The organism is Streptomyces sp. NPDC055632 (assembly GCF_053618675.1).
In genome coordinates this window covers 1-18,639 of record NZ_JBSHHY010000069.1, presented here as the reverse complement: position 1 = coordinate 18,639, position 18,639 = coordinate 1, and the positions used below count along the sequence as shown (strand labels likewise).

General features: G+C 74.9%; 16 protein-coding genes. 8 read left to right on the top strand and 8 right to left on the bottom strand.

What is annotated here, in order from left to right; genetic code table 11:
- Positions 1 to 114: 114 nt before the first annotated feature.
- On the bottom strand, positions 115 to 645 hold the full coding sequence (locus tag ACWGSR_RS36860; RefSeq protein WP_453573636.1) for an FtsB family cell division protein: 531 nt from the start codon (positions 643 to 645) through the stop codon (positions 115 to 117).
- Complete coding sequence (rsmH, locus tag ACWGSR_RS36855) at positions 642 to 1,598, bottom strand: 16S rRNA (cytosine(1402)-N(4))-methyltransferase RsmH (RefSeq protein WP_376243157.1); 957 nt, start codon at positions 1,596 to 1,598, stop codon at positions 642 to 644. The genes ACWGSR_RS36860 and rsmH overlap by 4 nt, the downstream gene beginning before the upstream one ends.
- 540 nt (positions 1,599 to 2,138) lie before the next feature.
- On the opposite strand from rsmH, the gene ACWGSR_RS36850 reads away from it, so the two are divergent.
- Genes ACWGSR_RS36850 through ACWGSR_RS36840 form a run of 3 tightly spaced genes read left to right on the top strand, consistent with a single transcriptional unit; the run spans position 2,139 to position 6,996 of the window.
- A complete protein-coding gene (locus tag ACWGSR_RS36850; RefSeq protein ID WP_366376474.1) occupies positions 2,139 to 3,158 on the top strand; it encodes an AAA family ATPase in 1,020 nt (339 codons plus the stop codon).
- Positions 3,158 to 4,510, top strand: a complete 1,353-nt coding sequence (locus ACWGSR_RS36845) for a DUF58 domain-containing protein (protein ID WP_376243154.1) — start codon at positions 3,158 to 3,160, stop codon at positions 4,508 to 4,510. Before ACWGSR_RS36850 ends, ACWGSR_RS36845 begins: the two co-directional genes overlap by 1 nt.
- Positions 4,507 to 6,996, top strand: a complete 2,490-nt coding sequence (locus tag ACWGSR_RS36840; RefSeq protein ID WP_376328656.1) for a transglutaminaseTgpA domain-containing protein — start codon at positions 4,507 to 4,509, stop codon at positions 6,994 to 6,996. Before ACWGSR_RS36845 ends, ACWGSR_RS36840 begins: the two co-directional genes overlap by 4 nt.
- Before the next feature lie 386 nt (positions 6,997 to 7,382).
- On the opposite strand, the gene ACWGSR_RS36835 is transcribed toward ACWGSR_RS36840, so the two are convergent.
- The 3 genes from ACWGSR_RS36835 to ACWGSR_RS36825 all read right to left on the bottom strand — a co-directional run bounded on the left by ACWGSR_RS36835 (position 7,383) and on the right by ACWGSR_RS36825 (position 9,430).
- Entirely contained in the window at positions 7,383 to 7,784 is a 402-nt protein-coding gene (locus ACWGSR_RS36835) for a DUF3040 domain-containing protein (RefSeq protein ID WP_366376469.1), read from the bottom strand.
- Between the two features lie 272 nt (positions 7,785 to 8,056).
- Positions 8,057 to 8,845, bottom strand: coding sequence for a methyltransferase (locus tag ACWGSR_RS36830; RefSeq protein ID WP_376246511.1), 789 nt, complete (start codon positions 8,843 to 8,845; stop codon positions 8,057 to 8,059).
- 66 nt (positions 8,846 to 8,911) lie between these two features.
- Positions 8,912 to 9,430 (bottom strand): SAV_6107 family HEPN domain-containing protein, encoded by a 519-nt coding sequence (locus ACWGSR_RS36825; protein WP_376246514.1) that lies wholly within the window; start codon positions 9,428 to 9,430, stop codon positions 8,912 to 8,914.
- A gap of 163 nt (positions 9,431 to 9,593) precedes the next feature.
- On the opposite strand from ACWGSR_RS36825, the gene ACWGSR_RS36820 reads away from it, so the two are divergent.
- From ACWGSR_RS36820 to ACWGSR_RS36800, 5 genes are all read left to right on the top strand, one after another.
- Positions 9,594 to 10,595 (top strand): ATP-binding cassette domain-containing protein, encoded by a 1,002-nt coding sequence (locus ACWGSR_RS36820; protein ID WP_453573630.1) that lies wholly within the window; start codon positions 9,594 to 9,596, stop codon positions 10,593 to 10,595.
- Complete coding sequence (locus tag ACWGSR_RS36815; RefSeq protein WP_376246521.1) at positions 10,567 to 12,654, top strand: YhgE/Pip family protein; 2,088 nt, start codon at positions 10,567 to 10,569, stop codon at positions 12,652 to 12,654. Before ACWGSR_RS36820 ends, ACWGSR_RS36815 begins: the two co-directional genes overlap by 29 nt.
- Before the next feature lie 43 nt (positions 12,655 to 12,697).
- Positions 12,698 to 13,306 (top strand): TetR/AcrR family transcriptional regulator, encoded by a 609-nt coding sequence (locus tag ACWGSR_RS36810; RefSeq protein ID WP_376246524.1) that lies wholly within the window; start codon positions 12,698 to 12,700, stop codon positions 13,304 to 13,306.
- Positions 13,307 to 13,741: 435 nt separating this feature from the next.
- The gene (locus ACWGSR_RS36805) at positions 13,742 to 14,389 is read left to right on the top strand and encodes a DUF4126 domain-containing protein (RefSeq protein WP_453573627.1); all 648 of its coding nucleotides are present in this window, start codon (positions 13,742 to 13,744) and stop codon (positions 14,387 to 14,389) included.
- A 46-nt stretch (positions 14,390 to 14,435) separates the two neighbouring features.
- On the top strand, positions 14,436 to 15,875 hold the full coding sequence (locus ACWGSR_RS36800) for a phytoene desaturase family protein (RefSeq protein WP_453573624.1): 1,440 nt from the start codon (positions 14,436 to 14,438) through the stop codon (positions 15,873 to 15,875).
- A 40-nt stretch (positions 15,876 to 15,915) separates the two neighbouring features.
- Here the strand turns inward: ACWGSR_RS36800 and ACWGSR_RS36795 are convergent, their stop codons facing one another.
- From ACWGSR_RS36795 to thiE, 3 genes are all read right to left on the bottom strand, one after another.
- Positions 15,916 to 16,773 (bottom strand): hypothetical protein, encoded by an 858-nt coding sequence (locus tag ACWGSR_RS36795; protein ID WP_376246533.1) that lies wholly within the window; start codon positions 16,771 to 16,773, stop codon positions 15,916 to 15,918.
- Positions 16,774 to 16,827: 54 nt separating this feature from the next.
- The gene (metF, locus tag ACWGSR_RS36790; RefSeq protein WP_366376452.1) at positions 16,828 to 17,745 is read right to left on the bottom strand and encodes a methylenetetrahydrofolate reductase [NAD(P)H]; all 918 of its coding nucleotides are present in this window, start codon (positions 17,743 to 17,745) and stop codon (positions 16,828 to 16,830) included.
- Positions 17,746 to 17,929: 184 nt separating this feature from the next.
- Positions 17,930 to 18,583 (bottom strand): thiamine phosphate synthase, encoded by a 654-nt coding sequence (gene thiE, locus ACWGSR_RS36785; RefSeq protein WP_376246537.1) that lies wholly within the window; start codon positions 18,581 to 18,583, stop codon positions 17,930 to 17,932.
- Positions 18,584 to 18,639 lie beyond the last annotated feature (56 nt).

The following is an 18,639-nucleotide window of genomic DNA, read 5'->3' as shown; positions in this document are numbered from 1 at the left end:
GGGCGGGGCGCCCGGGTGCCGCCGGAGCCGGAGGCCGCGGCGGGCCGAGGGCGGGCGGGCCGTGCGGGGCCGGGGACGCGGCGGCGCGGGGGCTCCTTGGGGGGCACTGCTCGGTCACCTGCCGGAGGTCGTGGGAGCGGTTGCGGGCGAGGTGGGTGCGGTCGGGGCCGGGCCGGAGCCGGCGCCGGCCGTCGCGCCCGTGCCCGCCGGCGGCTTCGGGGAGGCGGGCGGCGGTTCCGCCGTGGCGGAGGCCGTGGGCGTCGGGCTCGGCGTCGGGGAGGGGGCGGTGGAGGGCCTGCCGAGCACCTTGCCGTCCGGGCCGAGGAAGGCGGGGCTGCCGCCCGGGACCATGCCGAGCTCGCGGGCCCGCCGCTCCAGGGCGTCGGGGGCCGCGTAGGCGTCCACGTCCCGCTGGAGCGCCTGCTCCTCGTCGGTGAGCTCGGTGGTCCGGTTCTTCAGCTCGTTCAGCTGGAACGAGCCCTGGTTGAGCGCCGAGTTCAGCAGGAGCAGGCTGATCAGGCCGCCGCCGAGCAGCACGACGACGAGCAGGACGAAGGGGGTGCGGGCGGCCGTGCTCGGCCCCGACGGCATGAGCCGTCCGAGCCGCGCGGCCCGCCCTTTGAGGGGCCCCTTCGCCGTGCTCACAGGACGTCTTCCCGGATGCGCTCGACGCCCCGCAGCCGGGCCGGGGCGGCGCGCCGGTTCTCGGCGACCTCCTCCTCGGTGGGCAGCTCGGCGCCGCGGGTGAGCAGCTTCAGGCGGGGCTGGTACTTCTCGGGGACGACCGGCAGGCCGGGCGGGGCGGTGGTGGCCGCGCCGGCCGCGAAGACCTGCTTGACGATCCGGTCCTCCAGGGACTGGTACGACAGGACGGCGACCCGGCCGCCGACGGCGAGGGCCCTCACGGCCGCCGGGATCGCCCTCTCGACGCTGTCGAGCTCGTGGTTGACCTCGATGCGCAGGGCCTGGAAGGTGCGCTTGGCCGGGTTGCCGCCGGTGCGCTTGGCGGCCTGGGGCAGGGCGTCGCGGATGAGCTCGACGAGCCGGGCGCTGGTGGTGAAGGGCTCCTTGTCGCGCTCGCGCACGATCGCGGAGACGATCCGCTTGGCCTGCTTCTCCTCGCCGTACGCGCGCAGGATCCGGACCAGTTCGCCGGGCGGATAGGTGTTGAGGACCTCCGCCGCGCCGATGCCGGTCGACTGGTCCATGCGCATGTCGAGCGGGGCGTCCTGGGCGTAGGCGAAGCCGCGGTCGGCCTCGTCGAGCTGCATGGAGGAGACGCCCAGGTCGAAGAGGACGCCGTCCACCTTCGGGATGCCGAGCCGGTCGAGGACCTCGGGCAGCTCGTCGTAGACCGCGTGGACGAGGGTGGCCCGCTCGCCGTAGGGGGCGAGCCGCTCGCCGGAGAGCCGCAGGGCCTCCTTGTCGCGGTCGAGGGCGACGAGCCGCACCTCGGGGAACCTCTTCAGCAGGGCCTCGCTGTGGCCGCCGAGCCCCAGGGTGCAGTCGACGACGACCGCGCCGGGGCGCTCCAGGGCGGGGGCCAACATGTCCAGGCACCGCTGGAGCATCACCGGGACGTGTCGGTCGTTGCTCAATGCGCCCTCTCAATTCGGGCACGGGGAACGTACCGCCGGGGCCCCGCCCGCTCGCTGGGGAGAAGCGGTCGTCCGGCGCCGGAAGGGCGCGTCGGCCGACCGGCGAGCGGGAGGAGGCCGAGCCGTAGGTACCGCCGCGCACACGGGGGAGAAACCGCGGGAATCGCTCGTTGTCTCCGTGAACTTCGCGTCACTTTAGTCCACCGGACCCGCCGGTCAATCAACCCGCTGGCGCGTCGCACGGCCCCGGCGGTTCCGCCGGACATTCCGGGCGGCTCACTCGTTCGGGGCGCGGCTCTCCCTCCTGTGGGTCAACTCACAAAGAGGCCCGTTGACGCTCCCCGCCCCCTCCCGGGACGGGCCGCGCGGACCCGCGCCGCCGACCGGGTTTAACGGTCGAAACTCCGGCATTTCCTCCGTACTTGCCGGCAGCCGAGTGACACGACCCGGCCACGCCAACAAGAATGCCCGGGTGGACACCTCACGAAGATCCCACCGGGGGCGGGTGTCCGTGTGTTTCGGAAGGCCGAGGAGGGCCGGGTGACGACCTATGACGATCGAGCGAGCCTCACTGATCTGACCGCCACTGTGGAGCGCGTCCGCAGGTCGGTGGAGAGTGTGATCGAGGGCAAGCCCGAGGTCGTACGGCTTTCGCTGACCGTGCTGCTCGCCGAGGGGCACCTCCTGATCGAGGACGTCCCGGGCGTCGGCAAGACCATGCTGGCCAAGACCCTGGCCCGGTCCATCGACTGCTCGGTGCGCCGCATCCAGTTCACCCCCGACCTGCTGCCCTCGGACGTCACGGGCGTGTCGATCTTCGACCAGCAGCGCCGGGAGTTCGAGTTCAAGCCGGGCGCGATCTTCGCCCAGATCGTGATCGGCGACGAGATCAACCGCGCCTCGCCGAAGACCCAGTCCGCGCTCCTGGAGTCCATGGAGGAGCGGCAGGTCACCATCGACGGGCAGACGTACGAGCTGCCCAGTCCGTTCATGGTGGTCGCCACCCAGAACCCGGTCGAGATGGAGGGCACCTACCCGCTGCCCGAGGCCCAGCGCGACCGCTTCATGGCCCGGGTCTCCATCGGCTACCCGAGCGCCGAGGCCGAGTTCCAGATGCTCGACGTGCACGGCGCGGTCAACCCGCTGGACGACCTCCAGCCGGTGGCGCACGCCCACGACGTCCTGAAGCTGATCGAGGCGGTGCGCGCGGTGCACGTCGCCGACGCCGTGCGCCGGTACGCGGTCGACCTGGTCGCCGCCACCCGCACCCACCCCGACCTGCGGCTCGGCGCCTCCCCCCGGGCCACGCTCCACCTGCTGCGGGCCGCCCGGGCCTCCGCCGCGCTCAGCGGCCGCGAGTACGTGCTGCCCGACGACCTCCAGGCCCTCGCCGCTCCCGTCCTCGCCCACCGGCTGCTGCCGACGGCGCAGGCCCAGCTCAACCGCCGCACCGCCGAGCAGGTCGTCCAGGACATCCTGCAGCGCACCCCCGTCCCGGCCTCGGCCCCGCCCGCCGGGCCGCTCTACGGCCAGCAGCAGCCCGGCGCCCGGCGGCTGTGATGACGAGCGCCGCCGTGCCGGACGGGCAGCGGGGCGACGACGACCGGGGCGGACTGCGGGCCGCCCTGAGCGGCCTCACCACCCGCGGCCGGTCCTTCCTCGCCGCCGGGGTGGCCGCCGCCGTCTGCGCGTACGTCCTCGGCCAGGCCGACCTGCTGCGCGTCGGGCTGCTGCTCGCCGTCCTGCCGCTGATCTGCGTCCTCGTGCTGCACCGGACCCGCTACCGGGTCGCGACCTCGCGCCTGCTCGTCCCCCAGCGGGTGGAGACGGGCACCGAGGCCCGGGTCCAGCTGCGGATGGAGAACGTGTCCAAGCTGCCCACCGGGCTGCTCATGCTCCAGGACCACGTGCCGTACATGCTGGGGTCCCGGCCCCGCTTCGTCCTCGACCGGGTCGAGGCGGGCGGGCGGCGCGAGGTGTCCTACCGGGTCCGCTCGGACCTGCGCGGCCGCTTCCCGCTCGGACCGCTCCAGCTCCGGCTGAGCGACCCCTTCGGGATGTGCGAGCTGACCCGCTCCTTCAGCGCGTACGACACCCTCACCGTCGTGCCCAGGACCGAGGCCCTGCCGCCGGTCGGGTTCTTCGGCGAGGCCGCCGGACACGGCGAGGGGCGGCAGCGCGCCCTCGCCCTCTCCGGCGACGACGACGTCATCCCGCGCGCCTACCGCCACGGCGACGACCTGCGCCGGGTGCACTGGCGCTCCACCGCCCGCTACGGCGAGCTGATGGTCCGCCGCGAGGAGCAGCCGCAGCGGGCCCGCTGCACCGTCCTCCTCGACACCCGCGAGGTCGCCTACCGGGGCGCGGGCCCGGACTCCGCCTTCGAGTGGGCGGTCTCCGGCACCGCCTCCGCGCTCGTCCACATGCTGGAGCGCGGCTACACGGTCCGGCTGCTCACCGACACCGGCAGCGCCGTCCCCGGCGAGGGCGCCGAGGGCTTCGGCGGCCCGGTGCAGGACCCGGCCGACTCGGCCGGTCTGATGATGGACACCCTCGCGGTCGTCGACCACTCCGAGGGGGCGGGCCTCTCGCGCGCCTCCGACGCGCTGCGGGCCGGCGGCGACGGGCTGCTCGTCGCCTTCCTCGGCGACCTCGACGAGGAGCAGGCCGCGCTCGTCGCCCGGATGCGGGGCCGGAGCGGCGCGGCCGTCGCCTTCGTCCTGGACTCCGGCGCCTGGCTGACCGGCGGTTCGGTCTCCGGGGCGGCCGAGGACCGGGTGCGGCAGCTGCGCGAGGCGGGCTGGACGGCGCTCGCCGTGCCGCCCGGGGCGCGGCTCGCCGACCTGTGGCAGCAGGCGGCCGGCATCAGCGCGGACGCCGCCGCCGACACCACCTACGGAGGATGGGCATGAGCGGGCGCGCACGGCTGACGCTGGCCTCCTGGGCCGCCACCCTGATGGCGGCCGGGGCCCTGCTCCCGCTGGTCAAGCCGGCGACCTGGATCTTCACGGCGGCCTTCGTGCTCGCCCTGGTGAGCGGGGCGGGCACGCTGGCGCGGCGGGTGCCGCTCGCCGCGCCGCTGACCCTCCTCGCCCAGACGGTGGTCGCGCTGCTCGCGCTGACCGCGGTCTTCGCCCGCGAGCAGGCGGTCCTCTGGTTCCTGCCCGGGCCCCAGGCCGTCACGCACGCCGTCGAGCTGTTCCGGGCGGGCGCCGAGGACGTGGGCCAGTACGCGGTCCCCGCGCCGGACACCGAGGGAATCCAGCTCATGCTGGTCGGCGGCGTGGTCGTGATCGGGCTCATGGTGGACGCCCTCGCGGTCACCTTCCGCAAGGCGGCCCCGGCCGGTCTGCCGCTGCTCGCCCTGTACTCGGTGGCGGCCGGCCTCTCCGGCGGCGGCGCGGGCCGGCTCTGGTTCGTCCTGGCGGGCACCGGCTATCTGCTGCTGCTCCTCGCCGAGGGCCGGGACCGGTTCTCCCAGTGGGGGCGGGTCTTCGGCGGCGCCCAGCGCACCGGCCGGCCCGGCACCGCCGTCGGCAGCGGCGGCCAGGCCTTCGCGCCGGTCCGCACCGGGCGCCGGATCGGGGCCCTGGCCATGGGGGTCGCTCTGGTGGTGCCGCTCGCGCTGCCCGGTCTGAGCGGCGGACTCCTCGGGGTCGGCGGCGAGGGCGAGGGGTCCGGGGGCAGCGGCACGGGCGGCACGATCTCCACCGTGAACCCGCTGGTCTCCCTCCAGGACGACCTGCGCCAGCAGGAGGACCGCGAGGTCCTGCGCTACCGGACCAACGCCCGCGACACCAGCGGCATGTACCTGCGGCTCGTCGCGCTCGACCAGTTCGACGGCCTCTCCTGGAAGTCCTCGGTCCGCCCGATCGTGGACGTGCCGGAGCGGCTGCCGTGGCCGGACGGGCTCGCGCAGGGCGTCCGGGTCACCGAGGTGACCGGCAACTTCGTCGCCTCGGAGAACTACGAGCAGAAGTGGCTGCCGATGCCGTACCCGGCCTCCCGGGTCGACGTCGAGGGGCGCTGGCGGTACGAGCCGGCCGGCCGGATGCTGGTCGGCGACGACAAGCAGACCACCCGGGGCGCCCGCTACCAGGTGGCCAGCCTGGACGTGCAGCCGACGGCGGAGCAGCTGGCCGCCGCCGGGCCCGCCCCGGAGGAGCTGCGCCGCGAGTACACCAAGGTGCCCGTGTCGCTGCCGGCCGACGTGCGGGAGACGGCCCGGAAGGTCACCGCGGGCGCGGACAACGACTACGAGCGGGCCCTGAAGCTCCAGGACTGGTTCGCCCGGGACGGCGGCTTCCGCTACGACGTGGACGTGAAGTCCGGCACCGGGGTGCAGGCGGTCTCCCGCTTCCTGAAGGACAAGGAGGGCTTCTGCGTCCACTTCTCCTTCTCGATGGCGGCGATGGCCCGCTCGCTCGGCATCCCGGCCCGGGTGGCCGTGGGCTTCATGCCGGGCACGCCGCAGAGCGACGGATCGGTGTCGGTCGGCATCCGGGACGCGCACGCGTGGCCCGAGCTGTACTTCGAGGGAGCGGGCTGGACGCGGTTCGAGCCGACCCCGCAGCGCGGCTCCACCCCCTCCTACGCCCGGGAGACCGTTCCCTCGGGCCCGGCCACCGGGCCCGCGCAGCCGCGGCCGAGCGCCTCGGCGCAGCCGTCCGCCGCGCCGAGCGCCTCGGAGAGCTGCACGCCGCAGATGCGCAAGCTCGGCGACTGCGGTCAGGAGACGGCGGCGGCCGGGGCGGCCCCGGACGACTCCGGCGCCGATCCGCTGGCGACGACCCTGATCGTCCTGGGCGTGGCCGTGGTCCTGGTCCTGCCGCTGCTTCCGCTGTTCTGGCGGAACCGGGCCCGCGCCCGGCGGCTCGGGCCGGCCGGGGCGTGGGAGCCGGAGGAGACGGCCGGGCCGTCCGGGCCGGTGCCCGCGGACGGGCGGCCCGGACGGGCCTCGGCGCGGGGCGCCGGGGGGACGGCGGCGCGGACGCTCGCGGTCTGGCGGGAGATCAACGACACGGCCTGGGACTACGGGGTCGAGCCGGACGAGTCGCAGACGCCCCGGCGGACGGCGGCGCGGATCGTGCGCCTGGGCGAGCTGCGGGGCGAGTCCGCCGACGCGGTGCACCGGGTGGCGCGGGCGGTGGAGGAGGTGCTGTACGCGCCCCGGTCGCAGCCGGTCGCGAACCTGGCCGAGGAGGCCGGGCGGGTCCGGGCGGGCTTCCACGCGGGCGCGGACCGTCGCACCCGCCTCCGCGCCCTGCTCGCCCCCCGCTCGGCGGTCCGCGTCCGCTGGGCGGCCTCGGCCCGCTGGGCGACGGCGACGGCCCGCTGGTCGGACCGCCGCCACGCCCTGACGACCCGCTTCCGCCGGGCGCCGCACGGGGCGGGCTGAGAGAGCCGGGGTACGGCGGAGGGGCGGGATCCGGAAGGATCCCGCCCCTCTTGTCACGGCGCTCCACCGCGGTTCTCCTGCCGGGCCCGGCCACTGTGGCTCTCTCCAGGAACTGATCGCCGTGGCTCTTCCCAGGACCTGATCGCCGTGGTTCTCCCCGGGACCTGATCGCCGTGGCTCTTCCCGGCGCCTGATCGCCGTGGCTCTCCCCGGGACCTGATCGCCGTGGCTCTTCCCGGCGCCTGATCGCCGTGGCTCTCCGCCGTCCCCCGGCTCGCGGCCCGCGGCTCCGTACGGCGACGAGCCCCGCAGGGCCGCTGCGCTCGGGTGCGCGGCTCTGCGGGGCTCGGTCGCTGAAGGGGGCGGGGCTTCCGCTCAGGGGGCCGTCAGTGGCCGCCGCCCTGCTCGTCGCGGCGGCGCTGCCACCGCTCTTCGATCCGGTTCATCATGGGGCGTCGCTGCCGGGTCTGACGGCCGCCGGCCGCCGTTCCGCCCGAAGCCTGCTGCTCACCCGGCTTCGGCGCCTTGCGCCATCCGGTGACCGCCAGGACCGCGCAGCCCAGCATGACGAGGAATCCCACCACGCTGATCCAGATCTGCTGTGCGACCATTCCGGCCATGAGGAGCGCGATACCCACCAGGAAGCCGGCGACTGCCTGGTAAACCCGTCGCCGGGTGTACGTACGCAGTCCGCTTCCCTCGAGCGCTGTCGCGAACTTGGGATCTTCGGCGTACAGCGCTCGCTCCATCTGCTCGAGCATTCGCTGCTCGTGCTCCGAGAGCGGCACGGAGTCCTCCTAGTCGTCGGCCGCGGGGGCGACCGGTTTGCGGCCCTTTCAGGATAGGCAGGGAATCGCCCCCGTGAAACCCGCCCACAATGCCGAATAGCCAATCCGGGCCGCCATGCGGATCGGTTGCTGAGGCGTTGATTCCCCGGGGCCCCGTCCGTCATGCCGGATGGTGTCCCCCGATCATACGGGGCCGGGGCCCGGACCGGGCGTGCTGTGGCGTACTCCATGGAGCGCCGCGGCCCGAACCGCCGAACGGGTGGCCTCCCGGATCAGGCCCGCTTCTCCCCGAGGACGTGCAGCTGGGTGGCGACGGCGTGGAACGAGGGCAGCTCCGCGGCGGCCGCCTCAAGCCGGAGGAGGGCCTCGGCCGCGCCCGGCTCGGTGTCGACGAGGACGCCGGGGACGAGGTCGGCGAAGACCCGGACGCCGTGCACGGCGCCGACCTCGAGACCCGCCTCGTCGGCCAGCTCGGCGAGCTGCTCGGCGGTGAAGCGCCGGGGCACGGGGTCGCCCGCGCCCCAGCGGCCCGCCGGGTCGGTGAGCGCGTGCCGGGCCTCGGTGAAGTGCCCGGCGAGGGCGCGGGCCAGGACGGCGCCGCCGACCCCGGCGGCGAGCAGGCTGAGGCTGCCGCCGGGCCGGAGCGCGGCGACCGCGTTGCGCACGCCCTCGGCGGGGTCGTCGACGTACTCCAGGACGCCGTGGCAGAGCACGGCGTCGTACCCCTCGCGGCCGACCACGTCGAAGAGGCCCCGGACGTCGCCCTGGACGCCGGTGACGAGGTCGGCGACGCCGGCCTCGGCGGCCCGGCGCTCCAGCGCGAAGAGCGCGTTGGGGCTGGGGTCGACGACGGTGACCCGGTGGCCGAGACGGGCCACCGGGACCGCGAAGTTCCCGGAGCCGCCGCCCGTGTCGAGGACGTCGAGGGCGTCCTTCCCGGAGGCCTCGCCCCGGCGGTCGAGGGCGTCCTTGAGGACGTCCCAGACGACGGCGGTGCGCAGGGAGGCGCGCGACGGGCGTGAGGTCGCCTCTCGACCGAAGGCGGGGGAAGGGTCCGGCACGGCTGTTGACTCCTCGGTGACGGGTACGGACCTCCCCACCCTATGGCCTCGCTCCCGCCTTTCGGATCACCCTCCCGCGTCGTCGTCCCCGGGGCCGCGGGGCGACACCGGACGGAGGGCGAGCAGCCGCTCGACCAGGCGTGAGAAGTACTCGGCGTCCCTGAGGAGGTCGTCGGCCTCCCTCGGGGTGGCGGCGCCGGTGATGCCCGCCTCCGCGCGGGCCCTGCGCGGCGCTCCGGCGGCGAAGTGGGCGCTCCACTCGGCGAGCTCGGGCGCCAGCTCGGCGAGGAGCTCCCAGGCGGTCCGTATGCGCTCCTTGCGGCGGGGTACGGGGTCGGGGGTGCCCCGGGCGGCGAGCACGGCCGCGGCGGCGCGCAGGGCGGCGAGGTGCGCGGTGGCGTACCGCTCGTGGGGGCGGTCGAGGGCGGCGGCCTCGGCGAGTCCGGCGCGGGACTTGGCGAGGAGGTCGAGGGCGGCGGGAGGGGCGGCGGTGCGGCGGGAGACGGGGTGGATGTCGGACGCGGGTCCGGAGTGCGCGGGGACGGGGTGGCGCCTGGGTGCGGCTGCTGCGGATGGACGTGCCATGACGAAGCCTCCTGTCGTCGCGTGACGGCGCTGTGGCCGTATGTGTCCATCGTGCCCAGCCCCACTGACAATCACGCTGAGCTGCGGTTTTGCGAAGGATCCGACTCGGGGGTAACTTTTGAACTGACTAGTCAGTTCAAAAATGGGGAATGGGGGTGGGTCCGTGGGCACGGAAGCCGAGGAACGGCCGCACGGCGCCGCCGTCGTCGCGGACGGCTTCGGACTGAAGGGGCCGCGGGGCTGGGCCTTCCGGAAGGTGTCCTTCCGGGCGGAGCCGGGCGCGCTGGTGGCGATCGAGGGGCCGTCGGGCTCGGGGCGCACCTGTCTGCTCCTCGCGCTCACCGGCCGGATGAGGGCCAAGGAGGGGCACGCCGAGGTCGGCGGTCTCCCGCTGCCCCGGAAGATGGCCGCGGTGCGCCGGATCAGCGCGCTGGGCCAGGTCCCGGGCGTCAACGAGCTCGACCCCGCCTTCACGGTCGCCGAGCACCTGCGCGAGCGGGCGCTGCTCCAGCGCCGCTTCGACGGCTCCGTACGGGCGCTGCTGCGGGGCCCCGGCACGCGGGCGGCGGAGGCGCGGGCCCGGATCGCGGAGGCCGTGGCGGCCGCGGGGCTCGACCTCGACGCCCTGCCGAAGGGCGAGCGGACCTCCGTGCGGGACCTGGAGCGGCCCGAGGCGCTGCGGCTCTCGATCGCCCTCGCCCTGATCGGGCGCCCCCGGCTGCTCGCCGTGGACGACACCGACCTGAAGCTCTCGGACGCGGACCGGACCGAGGTCTGGGCGCTCCTGCGCTCCCTGGCCGCCGCCGGGACGACCGTCCTCGCCGTCTGCAGCGAGGCCCCGGAGGACGCCCTGCGGATCACCACGATCGCCCCGGAGGAGCCCGTGGAGGAGTCCGCGGAGGTGCCGGAGGACCCGGAGACCCCCGGGACGCCCGGAGCGCCCGGAGCGCCGGAGAAACCCGCCGGGAAGGGGCCCGCCGAGAAGGCCGATGCCACCGGCGCGAAGACCGCCGACACGAAGCCCGTCGACACGAAGAAGGCCCGGACGAAGGCCACCGGGGCGGACGCCGCCGGGGCGGACGGCACCGGCACCGACACGGGCGCCGCCGCGTCCACGACCGAGGAAGGGGCGGACGATGCGCTCGCCGAAACTGGCCGCTCTTGAGCTGAGGCGCTTCGGCAGGGGCAAGCTGCCGCGCGCCGCGCTCGTCGCGGTCCTGCTGCTGCCGCTGCTGTACGGCGCCCTGTACCTGTACTCCTTCTGGGACCCGTACGGCAGGCTCGACAGGATCCCCGTCGCCCTCGTCAACGAGGACCGGGGCGCCACCGCCGACGGCAAGGAGATCAACGCGGGCGACGACCTCACGAAGGGGCTCCTGGAGAGCGAGACCTTCGCGTGGCACCGGGTGAGCGACGAGGAGGCGCGCAAGGGCGTCGAGGACGGGACGTACTACCTGTCCCTGACCATGCCCGGCGACTTCAGCGCGCGCATCGCCTCCAGCTCCGGCGACTCCCCCGAGACCGGCGCCCTGCGGGTGCGGACGAACGACGCGAACAACTACATCGTCGGGCAGATCTCCCGGACGGTCTTCGCCGAGGTGCGCACCGCGGCCTCCACCAAGTCCTCGCGCGGCTTCCTGGACAAGATCTTCATCTCCTTCTCCGACATCCATGACGCCACCGAGAAGGCCGCCAAGGGCGCGGCCGACCTCAAGCAGGGCGTCGACAAGGCCAAGAAGGGCTCCAAGAGCCTGGCGGACGGCCTCGGGGACGCCAAGGCCGGCAGCGGCGACCTGGCCGAGGGCCTGAAGAAGCTCGACAAGGGCGCCAAGGAGCTGGAGACCGGCTCCCGCAAGGTCGCGGACGGCACGCAGACGCTCGCCGACAGGGTGAACGGCACCGCCGACAAGGTCCGCCCCTACCTGGCGAACAACGGCAAGTCGATCCGCGACACCGCCCGGCTCGTCTCCGACTCGGCCACCGCCGTCCAGCACAACCTCGACATCCTGGTGAAGCGGGGCCCCCAGGTCCGCACCGCCGCGCACAAGGCCGACGCCGAGCTGACCGCCCTGCACCGCGAGGAGTGCGTGGAGGCCCCGGAGCCCGACGCCCGCGCGTGCAAGGTCCTCCAGCGGGCCGCGGTCACCGCCGGCGACGTCGCCGTCATCGCGGACGACGTGCACGAGCTGACCAAGGACAGCAACGGCGACCTGAAGACGCTGAACGCGCGCCTGGTCACGCTCAAGAAGCAGGCCGACGAGCTGGCGGCCCGCGCCCCGCACCTCGACGAGGAGGTCGAGAACGCCATCCGGAAGATCAACGAGCTGAACGCGGGCGCCAAGAAGGTCGCGGCGGGCGCGGAGAAGCTGCACACCGGCATCAGCGGGGCGAAGACCGGCTCGGTCGACCTGGACACCGGCGTCGGCAAGCTCAAGAAGGGCGCGGGCGACCTGGACGGCGGCCTGTTCAAGCTGGCCGACGGCTCCGGCGAGCTGGCCGGCGGGCTGCGCGACGGGGTCGGCCAGATCCCGGACTACGACCAGCAGGCCCGCGACAAGCGCACGGAGGTCATGGCCGACCCGGTGCGGCTGGCCTCCCAGTCGATGCACAAGGCGCCGAACTACGGCACGGGCTTCGCCCCGTACTTCATCCCGCTCTCCCTCTGGGTCGGCGCGATGGTCGCGTACATGATCATCCAGCCGATGAACCGGCGCGCGCTCGCCGCGGGCGGCTCCGCCTGGCGGATCGCGCTCGCGGGCTGGCTCCCGGTGGCGGCGATCGGCCTCCTCCAGGTCGCGGCCCTGATGTCGGTGCTGCACTGGGGCCTCGGCCTCCAGATGGCGCGGGCCGCCGGCACGGTCGGCTTCCTCGCCCTGGTCACCTGCTGCTTCACGGCGATCATCCAGTGGTTCAACGCCCGCTTCGGCGCGGCGGGCCGGATCCTGGTGCTCGCGGCCCTGATGCTCCAGCTCACCTCGGCGGGCGGCACCTACCCCGTCCAGACCAGCCCGCCCTTCTTCAACGCGATCCACCCCTTCCTGCCCATGACCTACGTGGTCGAGTCGCTGCGCCGGCTGATCACGGGCGGCGGGCTCGAACCCGTCTGGCAGTCCTGCGCGGTCCTGACGGCGTTCACCCTGGGCGCCCTGGCCCTGACCGCCGTCTCGGCCCGCAGGCGGCAGGTCTGGACGCTGGACCGGCTCCACCCCGAACTGACCCTGTGAGACGGGGCCGGTACCACCCGTGACACCTGTGAGAATCGACCCCATGGACAGCAGCAGCACCAGACGCCAGGCCACGCGCGCGAAGCTCTACGAGGCGGCCGTCACGCTCATCGCGGAGCAGGGCTTCTCCGCGACGACGGTGGACGAGATCGCCGAGCGGGCCGGCGTGGCCAAGGGCACGGTCTACTACAACTTCAAGAGCAAGACCGAGCTCTTCGAGGAGCTGCTGCGGCACGGGGTGTCGCTGCTGACCGCCTCCCTGCGCACGGCGGCCGAGGAGACCGCCGGGCGCGGCGGGAGCCGGGTCGACGCGCTGGACGCGATGATCCGGGCGGGCCTCGTCTTCATCGACCGCTACCCGGCCTTCACCCAGCTGTACGTGGCCGAGCTCTGGCGCACCAACCGGGCCTGGAACTCCACGCTCCTGGTGGTCCGCCAGGAGGCGGTCGCGGTGGTGGAGGGGGTGCTGCGCGAGGGGGTCGAGGCCGGGGAGCTGAACGAGGAGATCGACGTCCAGCTCACGGCGGCGGCGCTCGTCGGCATGGTGCTCGTGGCGGCGCTCGACTGGCAGGCCTTCCAGAGCGAGCGCTCCCTCGACGACGTCCACGCGGCCCTCTCCCGGCTCCTGCACGGGCGGGTGGGCGGCCGCTAGGAACACCGATGTCCGTGTCCACGTCCACGCGCGCGTGGGCACGGACCTCGGCTCCGGGCCGGGCCACGCGCGCGTGGACACGGAAGAGCACCCGGGCGCGAGGAAGCGTCCGGACCCGGAAAAGCCCCCGGACACGGAGAAGCCGGTGCGGTGAGGCTCGATCCCCCCGAGCCTCGCCGCACCGGCTTCCCGCCGCACCCCCGTACCGGAAGGCGCTCCCCCGTGCCCCCGTACCGGAAGGCCGCACCCCCGTGCCCCCGTGCCTCCCGTACCGGCAGGTGCGCGGCCCCGTTCCGCCGCCCCGTGACGGCGGTACCGGAGCCGCGCCCCTTCCGTGGACTCCACTCTCTCCTCCGGGCCCTGCCGGCCCCATCCGCGCGCCTACTCATCTCGGCCCCTAGGTACGGGTACTCAGGCCTGGTTACGATCGCGGGCGTGTCCGTACTCCCCCTGGTGTTCACCAGCGGCTGGGCGAGCGGGATCAACGCGTACGCGGTGGTCCTGCTGCTCGGCCTCTTCGGCGCGACCGGGCTGACCGACGAGGTGCCCGCGTCCCTCCAGCGCACCGACGTCCTCGTCGTCGCGGGCGTGCTGTTCCTGTGCGAGGCGGTGGCGGACAAGGTCCCGTACTTCGACTCGATGTGGGACTCCGTCCACACCGTGGTCCGGCCGGTCGCGGGGGCCGTCGTCGGCGCCCTGCTCGCCGGGCAGGACGGCTCGCTGCCGGAGCTGGCGGCGGCCGCGGTCGGCGGTTCGACGGCCCTCCTCAGCCACGTCGTCAAGGCGGGGACGAGGATGGCGGTCAACACCTCGCCGGAGCCGTTCTCGAACGTCGGGGTGAGCCTGGCGGAGGACCTCGGGGTGGCGGCGGTCGTCACCTTCGCGATCTTCCATCCGGTGGCGGCGGCGGCCGTCGCGGGCGTCCTGCTCCTGCTCGGCCTGGTGATACTGGTCTTCCTCGCCCGGCGGATCCGGCGCTTCCTGCGCCGCAGGTCCCGGCGCCGGGAGGAGAGGCGGCTCGCCGCCGCCGGGCCCCGCCCGCGGGTCCCGGCCCCGCCCGACGACGGGTCGCGGCACTTCTGACCCGTCCCCTCCGGGGCCGTCGGAGGGGACGGATAGGCTCGCCGGCATGGCACGGATTGTGGTGATCGGCGCGGGACTCGGCGCCATGGCGGCGGCGGCCCGGCTGGCCGTGGCGGGCCACCGGGTGACGGTGTACGAGCAGGGGCCGACGCACGGCGGTGCGGTGGGCCGGTTCGCGCGCGACGGCTTCGCCTTCGACACGGGCCCGGGGCTGCTGCACCTGCCCGCCGTCTACCGGGACCTGTTCGTGAAGACGGGCAGGGAGCCCCTGGAGGAGTGCGTCGCGCTGACGCAGGTCGACCCGGCGGCCCGTCACGTCTTCGCCGACGGCGCGCGCGTGGACCTGCCGAACGCCTCCCGGGCCGGCACGGTCGCCGCCCTGGACGCGGCGCTCGGCGCGGGCGCGGGCGAGCGCTGGGGCGACTTCCTGACGCGGGCCCGCGAGGCCTGGGACCGCACCCGCCGGCCGCTCCTGGAGGAGCCGCAGCCAGCCGACCCGGCGCCGCTCGCCCGCGAGCCGTACCCGGCCCCGAAGGCGGGCCTGCTGCGCCGCCCCACGAGGACGCTCGCCCAGGTCGGGGCGCGGGAGCTGCGTGATCCCCGGCTCGCCGCCCTGCTCGACGCGTACGCGTGGACGTACGGCTTCGACCCGGCCGACGCCCCGGCCTCGGCCGCCGTCCTGCCGTACATGGAGCAGACCTTCGGGAGCTGGTACGTGGCCGGGGGCCTGCGGGCGCTCGCCGACGCGGTGTACGAGCGGTGCCGGCAGCGGCGGGTGGAGTTCGTCTTCGACGCTCCGGTGGTGGACGTCCTGGAGAAGGAAGGCCGGGCGGTCGGCGTGTGTCTGGCCGGGGGCGAGGAGGTCGCGGCCGACCACGTGGTCTCCGGGGCGCCGGTGCCGGCGCTCTACCGCGACCAGGTCGTGGAGTGGGACCGCGGCGAGGAGTGGCCCCGCCACCAGGTGCTCGGCACCGGCCGGGTGACGGTCTGTCTGGCGCTGCGCGGCGCGCGGGAGGCGGACGCGGTCCACCGCACGGTGGTGCACGCGGACGGCGGGCGGCCGACGGTGACCGTGCTGCGCCCGGACGACCCGGCGCTGCGCCCGGACGCGGACCACGAGGCGGTGACGGTCACGGCGACCGTCCGGACGGATCCGGATCCGGAGCGGGAGTGGGGGGCGTTCGCCGACGGCATGGTCGAGGCGGCCGGGCGGGCGGTGCCGGGGCTGCGGGAGCGGCTGCTGTGGCGGCACGTCCGCACCCCGGAGGACGTGCGGCGCGACACCGGGGCCGCCGAGGTGCCCGGGCCCGCGCTCGCCGGGGCGGGCGGACGGCTGCTCCCGGCCGGCAACCGCTCGCCGTTGCCGGGCCTGTACTTCGCGGGCGGCTGGTCGCACCCGGGCGGCGGGCTCGCCCACGCGGGCATGTCGGGCGCGCTGGTGGCGGGGCTGATCGTGGAGGGCGCGGACTTCCGCGGCTCGCAGTGACCCGCCGCGGCCCGCGGCGGAACCCCGGGCCGCGCGGGCCTCAGTAGCGGTACTGCTGCCGGTCGTCCTGGTGCGGCTCGTGGCCGTACGGCCCCGGGGCCTGCTGGTGCGGGTCCGGCTCGGTGTCGCGCTGCTGCGGGACCCAGACCCCGCCGGGCGGGGTGTCGTAGGTGTACGAGGGGGCGTAGGGGTCGCCGTAGTACGAGCCGTACTGCTGGGCGTCCGTGCCCGGGCCGATGTACGGGTCGGAGTAGGCGGCGTACTGCTGCTGCCCGGCGGCCCCGTAGTCGTACCCCTGCTGGTGGACGGGCTGCTCGTAGCCCTGGTGGTCGTGCCCCTGCTGCTCGTACCCCTGGCCGTATCCCTGCTCGTATCCCGCCGCGTAGGGGGCGTAGGCCGCCGGGTCGTATCCGGCGTCGGCGGCGGGGGCGGTGTCGCGGCCGGTGTCGTAGACCCCGTACTGGCCGGTTTCGTCGGGCATCGGCAGCGGCTCGTAGACCGCCGTGCCGTCGTCGGCCGCCTCCGGGTGCCGCTCGGGGGCGTGGTGGCCGGCGCCCGGCTCGTCGTACGAGAGCTCGGTGACCTCCAGGGTGGGGCCGGCCCGGTCCGGCGCGCCGGCCTTGCGGCGGCGGCTCGCGCCCGGGCTGCCGCCGATCGCCCAGCCGGTGGAGAAGCCGCGGCGGAAGGAGAGCGTCACGTAGGTCTGGCCGACGGCGAAGGCGAGCGCGCCGGCGACGATCACCGGGACCGAGGGCAGCAGGACGCCCAGGACCACGAAGAGGAAGCCGCAGAAGGCGAGCACGCGCCAGCGCAGCCGCGCCTTGTACTGGAGGAGCACCTCCCCGAGCAGCCACAGTGCGACCACGCCGAACGCGATGTAGAGGACCGTCCACCCCATGCCCCGCCGCCCCTCTCCGCGGTCACCGCCGCGGAGAGGGGCGGGTACGACCGGTCACGACTGCTGGTGCAGTCCGAGATTCTCGTAGATCTCGAGTGTCGCGGTGGAGCTGTTGAGCGTGATGAAGTGCAGCCCGGGGACGCCCTCGGACAGCAGACGCGCGCAGAACTCCGTCGCGAACTCGATACCGATGGAGCGTACAGCGGCGGGATCGTCCTTGACGGCGAGGATGCGGTCTTTCACGCGCGCCGGGAAGGCGGCGTTGCTCAACTGGGGCAGCCGGTCGAGGGTCTTCACGTTCACGACGGGCATGACCTCGGGGATGATCGGGGTCTCGCAGCCCGCCTTGACCGCGCTGTCGCGGAGCCGCAGGTAGTTCTCCGGGTCGAAGAACATCTGGGTGATGGCGTAGTCGGCGCCGGCGCGGCACTTGTCCACGAAGTGCCGGATGTCCGTGTCCCAGTCGGTGGAGCGGGGGTGCATCTCGGGGAAGGCGGCGACGCCGACGCAGAAGTCGCCGGACTCCTTGATCAGCCGGACCAGGTCGGCGGCGTACCGGACCCCCTCCGGGTGCTCGATCCAGTCGCCCAGCGGGTCGCCCGGCGGGTCGCCCCGGAGGGCGAGCATGTTGCGGATGCCGGCGTCGGCGTACTGGCCGAGGATGTTGCGCAGTTCGGCGACGGACTGGCCGACGGCCGTGAGGTGCGCGACGGGGGTGAGGGTGCTGTCGGAGGCGATCTTCTGGGTGGCCTTGACGGTGCCGCCCCGGGTGGTGCCGCCGGCGCCGTAGGTCACGGAGACGAAGCTGGGCCCGACCGCCTCGACCCGGCGCATGGCCTTCCAGAGGGACTGCTCGCCCTTCTCGGTCCGGGGCGCGTAGAACTCGAAGGAGTACGACGTGCCGCCGGAGGCGAGGATGTCGCGGACCGTGCGGGCGCGGTCCGAGCGGACGGAAGCGGTACCAAGGGCCATACCGGCAGGTTAGACGGGGTGTGGCGGCCGTGTGCGGGTTGTCCGATCGGTGGACACTTTTTCGGACACATTCCGGCCGGATCGGTCCGGCCGAGCCCCGCTCCGCACGCGCCGCCGTCCCCCGGCGCACGCCGCCGTCCCCCGGCGGGGTCCGCTCCCGGCGTGTCTCACTCCCCTGCGGGCCTCACTCCCCGGCGCGCTCCCGGACCCGCTTGGCGAGGGCGGCGGTCGCGGCGGCCGGGTCGTCGGCCTCGGTGATCGCCCGGACGACGACGATCCGGCGCGCGCCCGCGTCCAGGACCTCGTCGAGGTTGGTCTCGTCGATGCCGCCGATGGCGAACCAGGGGCGGTCCTGGGCCAGGCCGGCCGCGTACCGCACGAGGCCGAGCCCCGGCGCGTACCGTCCGGGCTTGGTGGGGGTGGGCCAGCAGGGCCCGGTGCAGAAGTAGTCCACGCCCGGCTCGGCGGCGGCCGCGGCCACCTCGGCCTCGGCGTGGCAGGAGCGGCCGATCAGCACCTCGTCGCCGAGGATCGCGCGGGCGGCGGGGACGGGCAGGTCGCCCTGGCCGAGGTGGAGGACGTCGGAGCCGGCGGCGCGGGCGACGTCGGCCCGGTCGTTCACGGCCAGGAGCCTGCCGTGACGGCGGGCGGCCTCGGCGAAGACGGCGAGGTGCTCCAGCTCCTCGGCGGCCTCCATGCCCTTGTCGCGGAGCTGCACGACGTCCACGCCGGAGGAGAGCACGGCGTCGAGGAAGGCGGGCAGGTCGCCCTGGCGCTTCCGGGCGTCGGTGCAGAGGTAGAGCCGGGCGTCGGCGAGGCGCTCGCGAGGCGTGGGCATGGGTGGGTTCCCCCCGTCGGTGTCGCCGGCGCCGCGGCGGCCGGTCACCGGGGACC

What these genes read in the sequence shown, in the direction of transcription:
- ACWGSR_RS36845 (WP_376243154.1), top strand. Translation starts at nt 3,158, where the DNA reads ATGACGAGCGCCGCCGTGCCGGACGGGCAGCGGGGCGACGACGACCGG.
- ACWGSR_RS36840 (WP_376328656.1), top strand. Translation starts at nt 4,507, where the DNA reads ATGAGCGGGCGCGCACGGCTGACGCTGGCCTCCTGGGCCGCCACCCTG.
- ACWGSR_RS36825 (WP_376246514.1), bottom strand. Translation starts at nt 9,430, where the DNA reads ATGGCACGTCCATCCGCAGCAGCCGCACCCAGGCGCCACCCCGTCCCC.
- ACWGSR_RS36815 (WP_376246521.1), top strand. Translation starts at nt 10,567, where the DNA reads ATGCGCTCGCCGAAACTGGCCGCTCTTGAGCTGAGGCGCTTCGGCAGG.
- ACWGSR_RS36810 (WP_376246524.1), top strand. Translation starts at nt 12,698, where the DNA reads ATGGACAGCAGCAGCACCAGACGCCAGGCCACGCGCGCGAAGCTCTAC.
- ACWGSR_RS36800 (WP_453573624.1), top strand. Translation starts at nt 14,436, where the DNA reads ATGGCACGGATTGTGGTGATCGGCGCGGGACTCGGCGCCATGGCGGCG.
- ACWGSR_RS36795 (WP_376246533.1), bottom strand. Translation starts at nt 16,773, where the DNA reads ATGGGGTGGACGGTCCTCTACATCGCGTTCGGCGTGGTCGCACTGTGG.
- metF (WP_366376452.1), bottom strand. Translation starts at nt 17,745, where the DNA reads ATGGCCCTTGGTACCGCTTCCGTCCGCTCGGACCGCGCCCGCACGGTC.
- thiE (WP_376246537.1), bottom strand. Translation starts at nt 18,583, where the DNA reads ATGCCCACGCCTCGCGAGCGCCTCGCCGACGCCCGGCTCTACCTCTGC.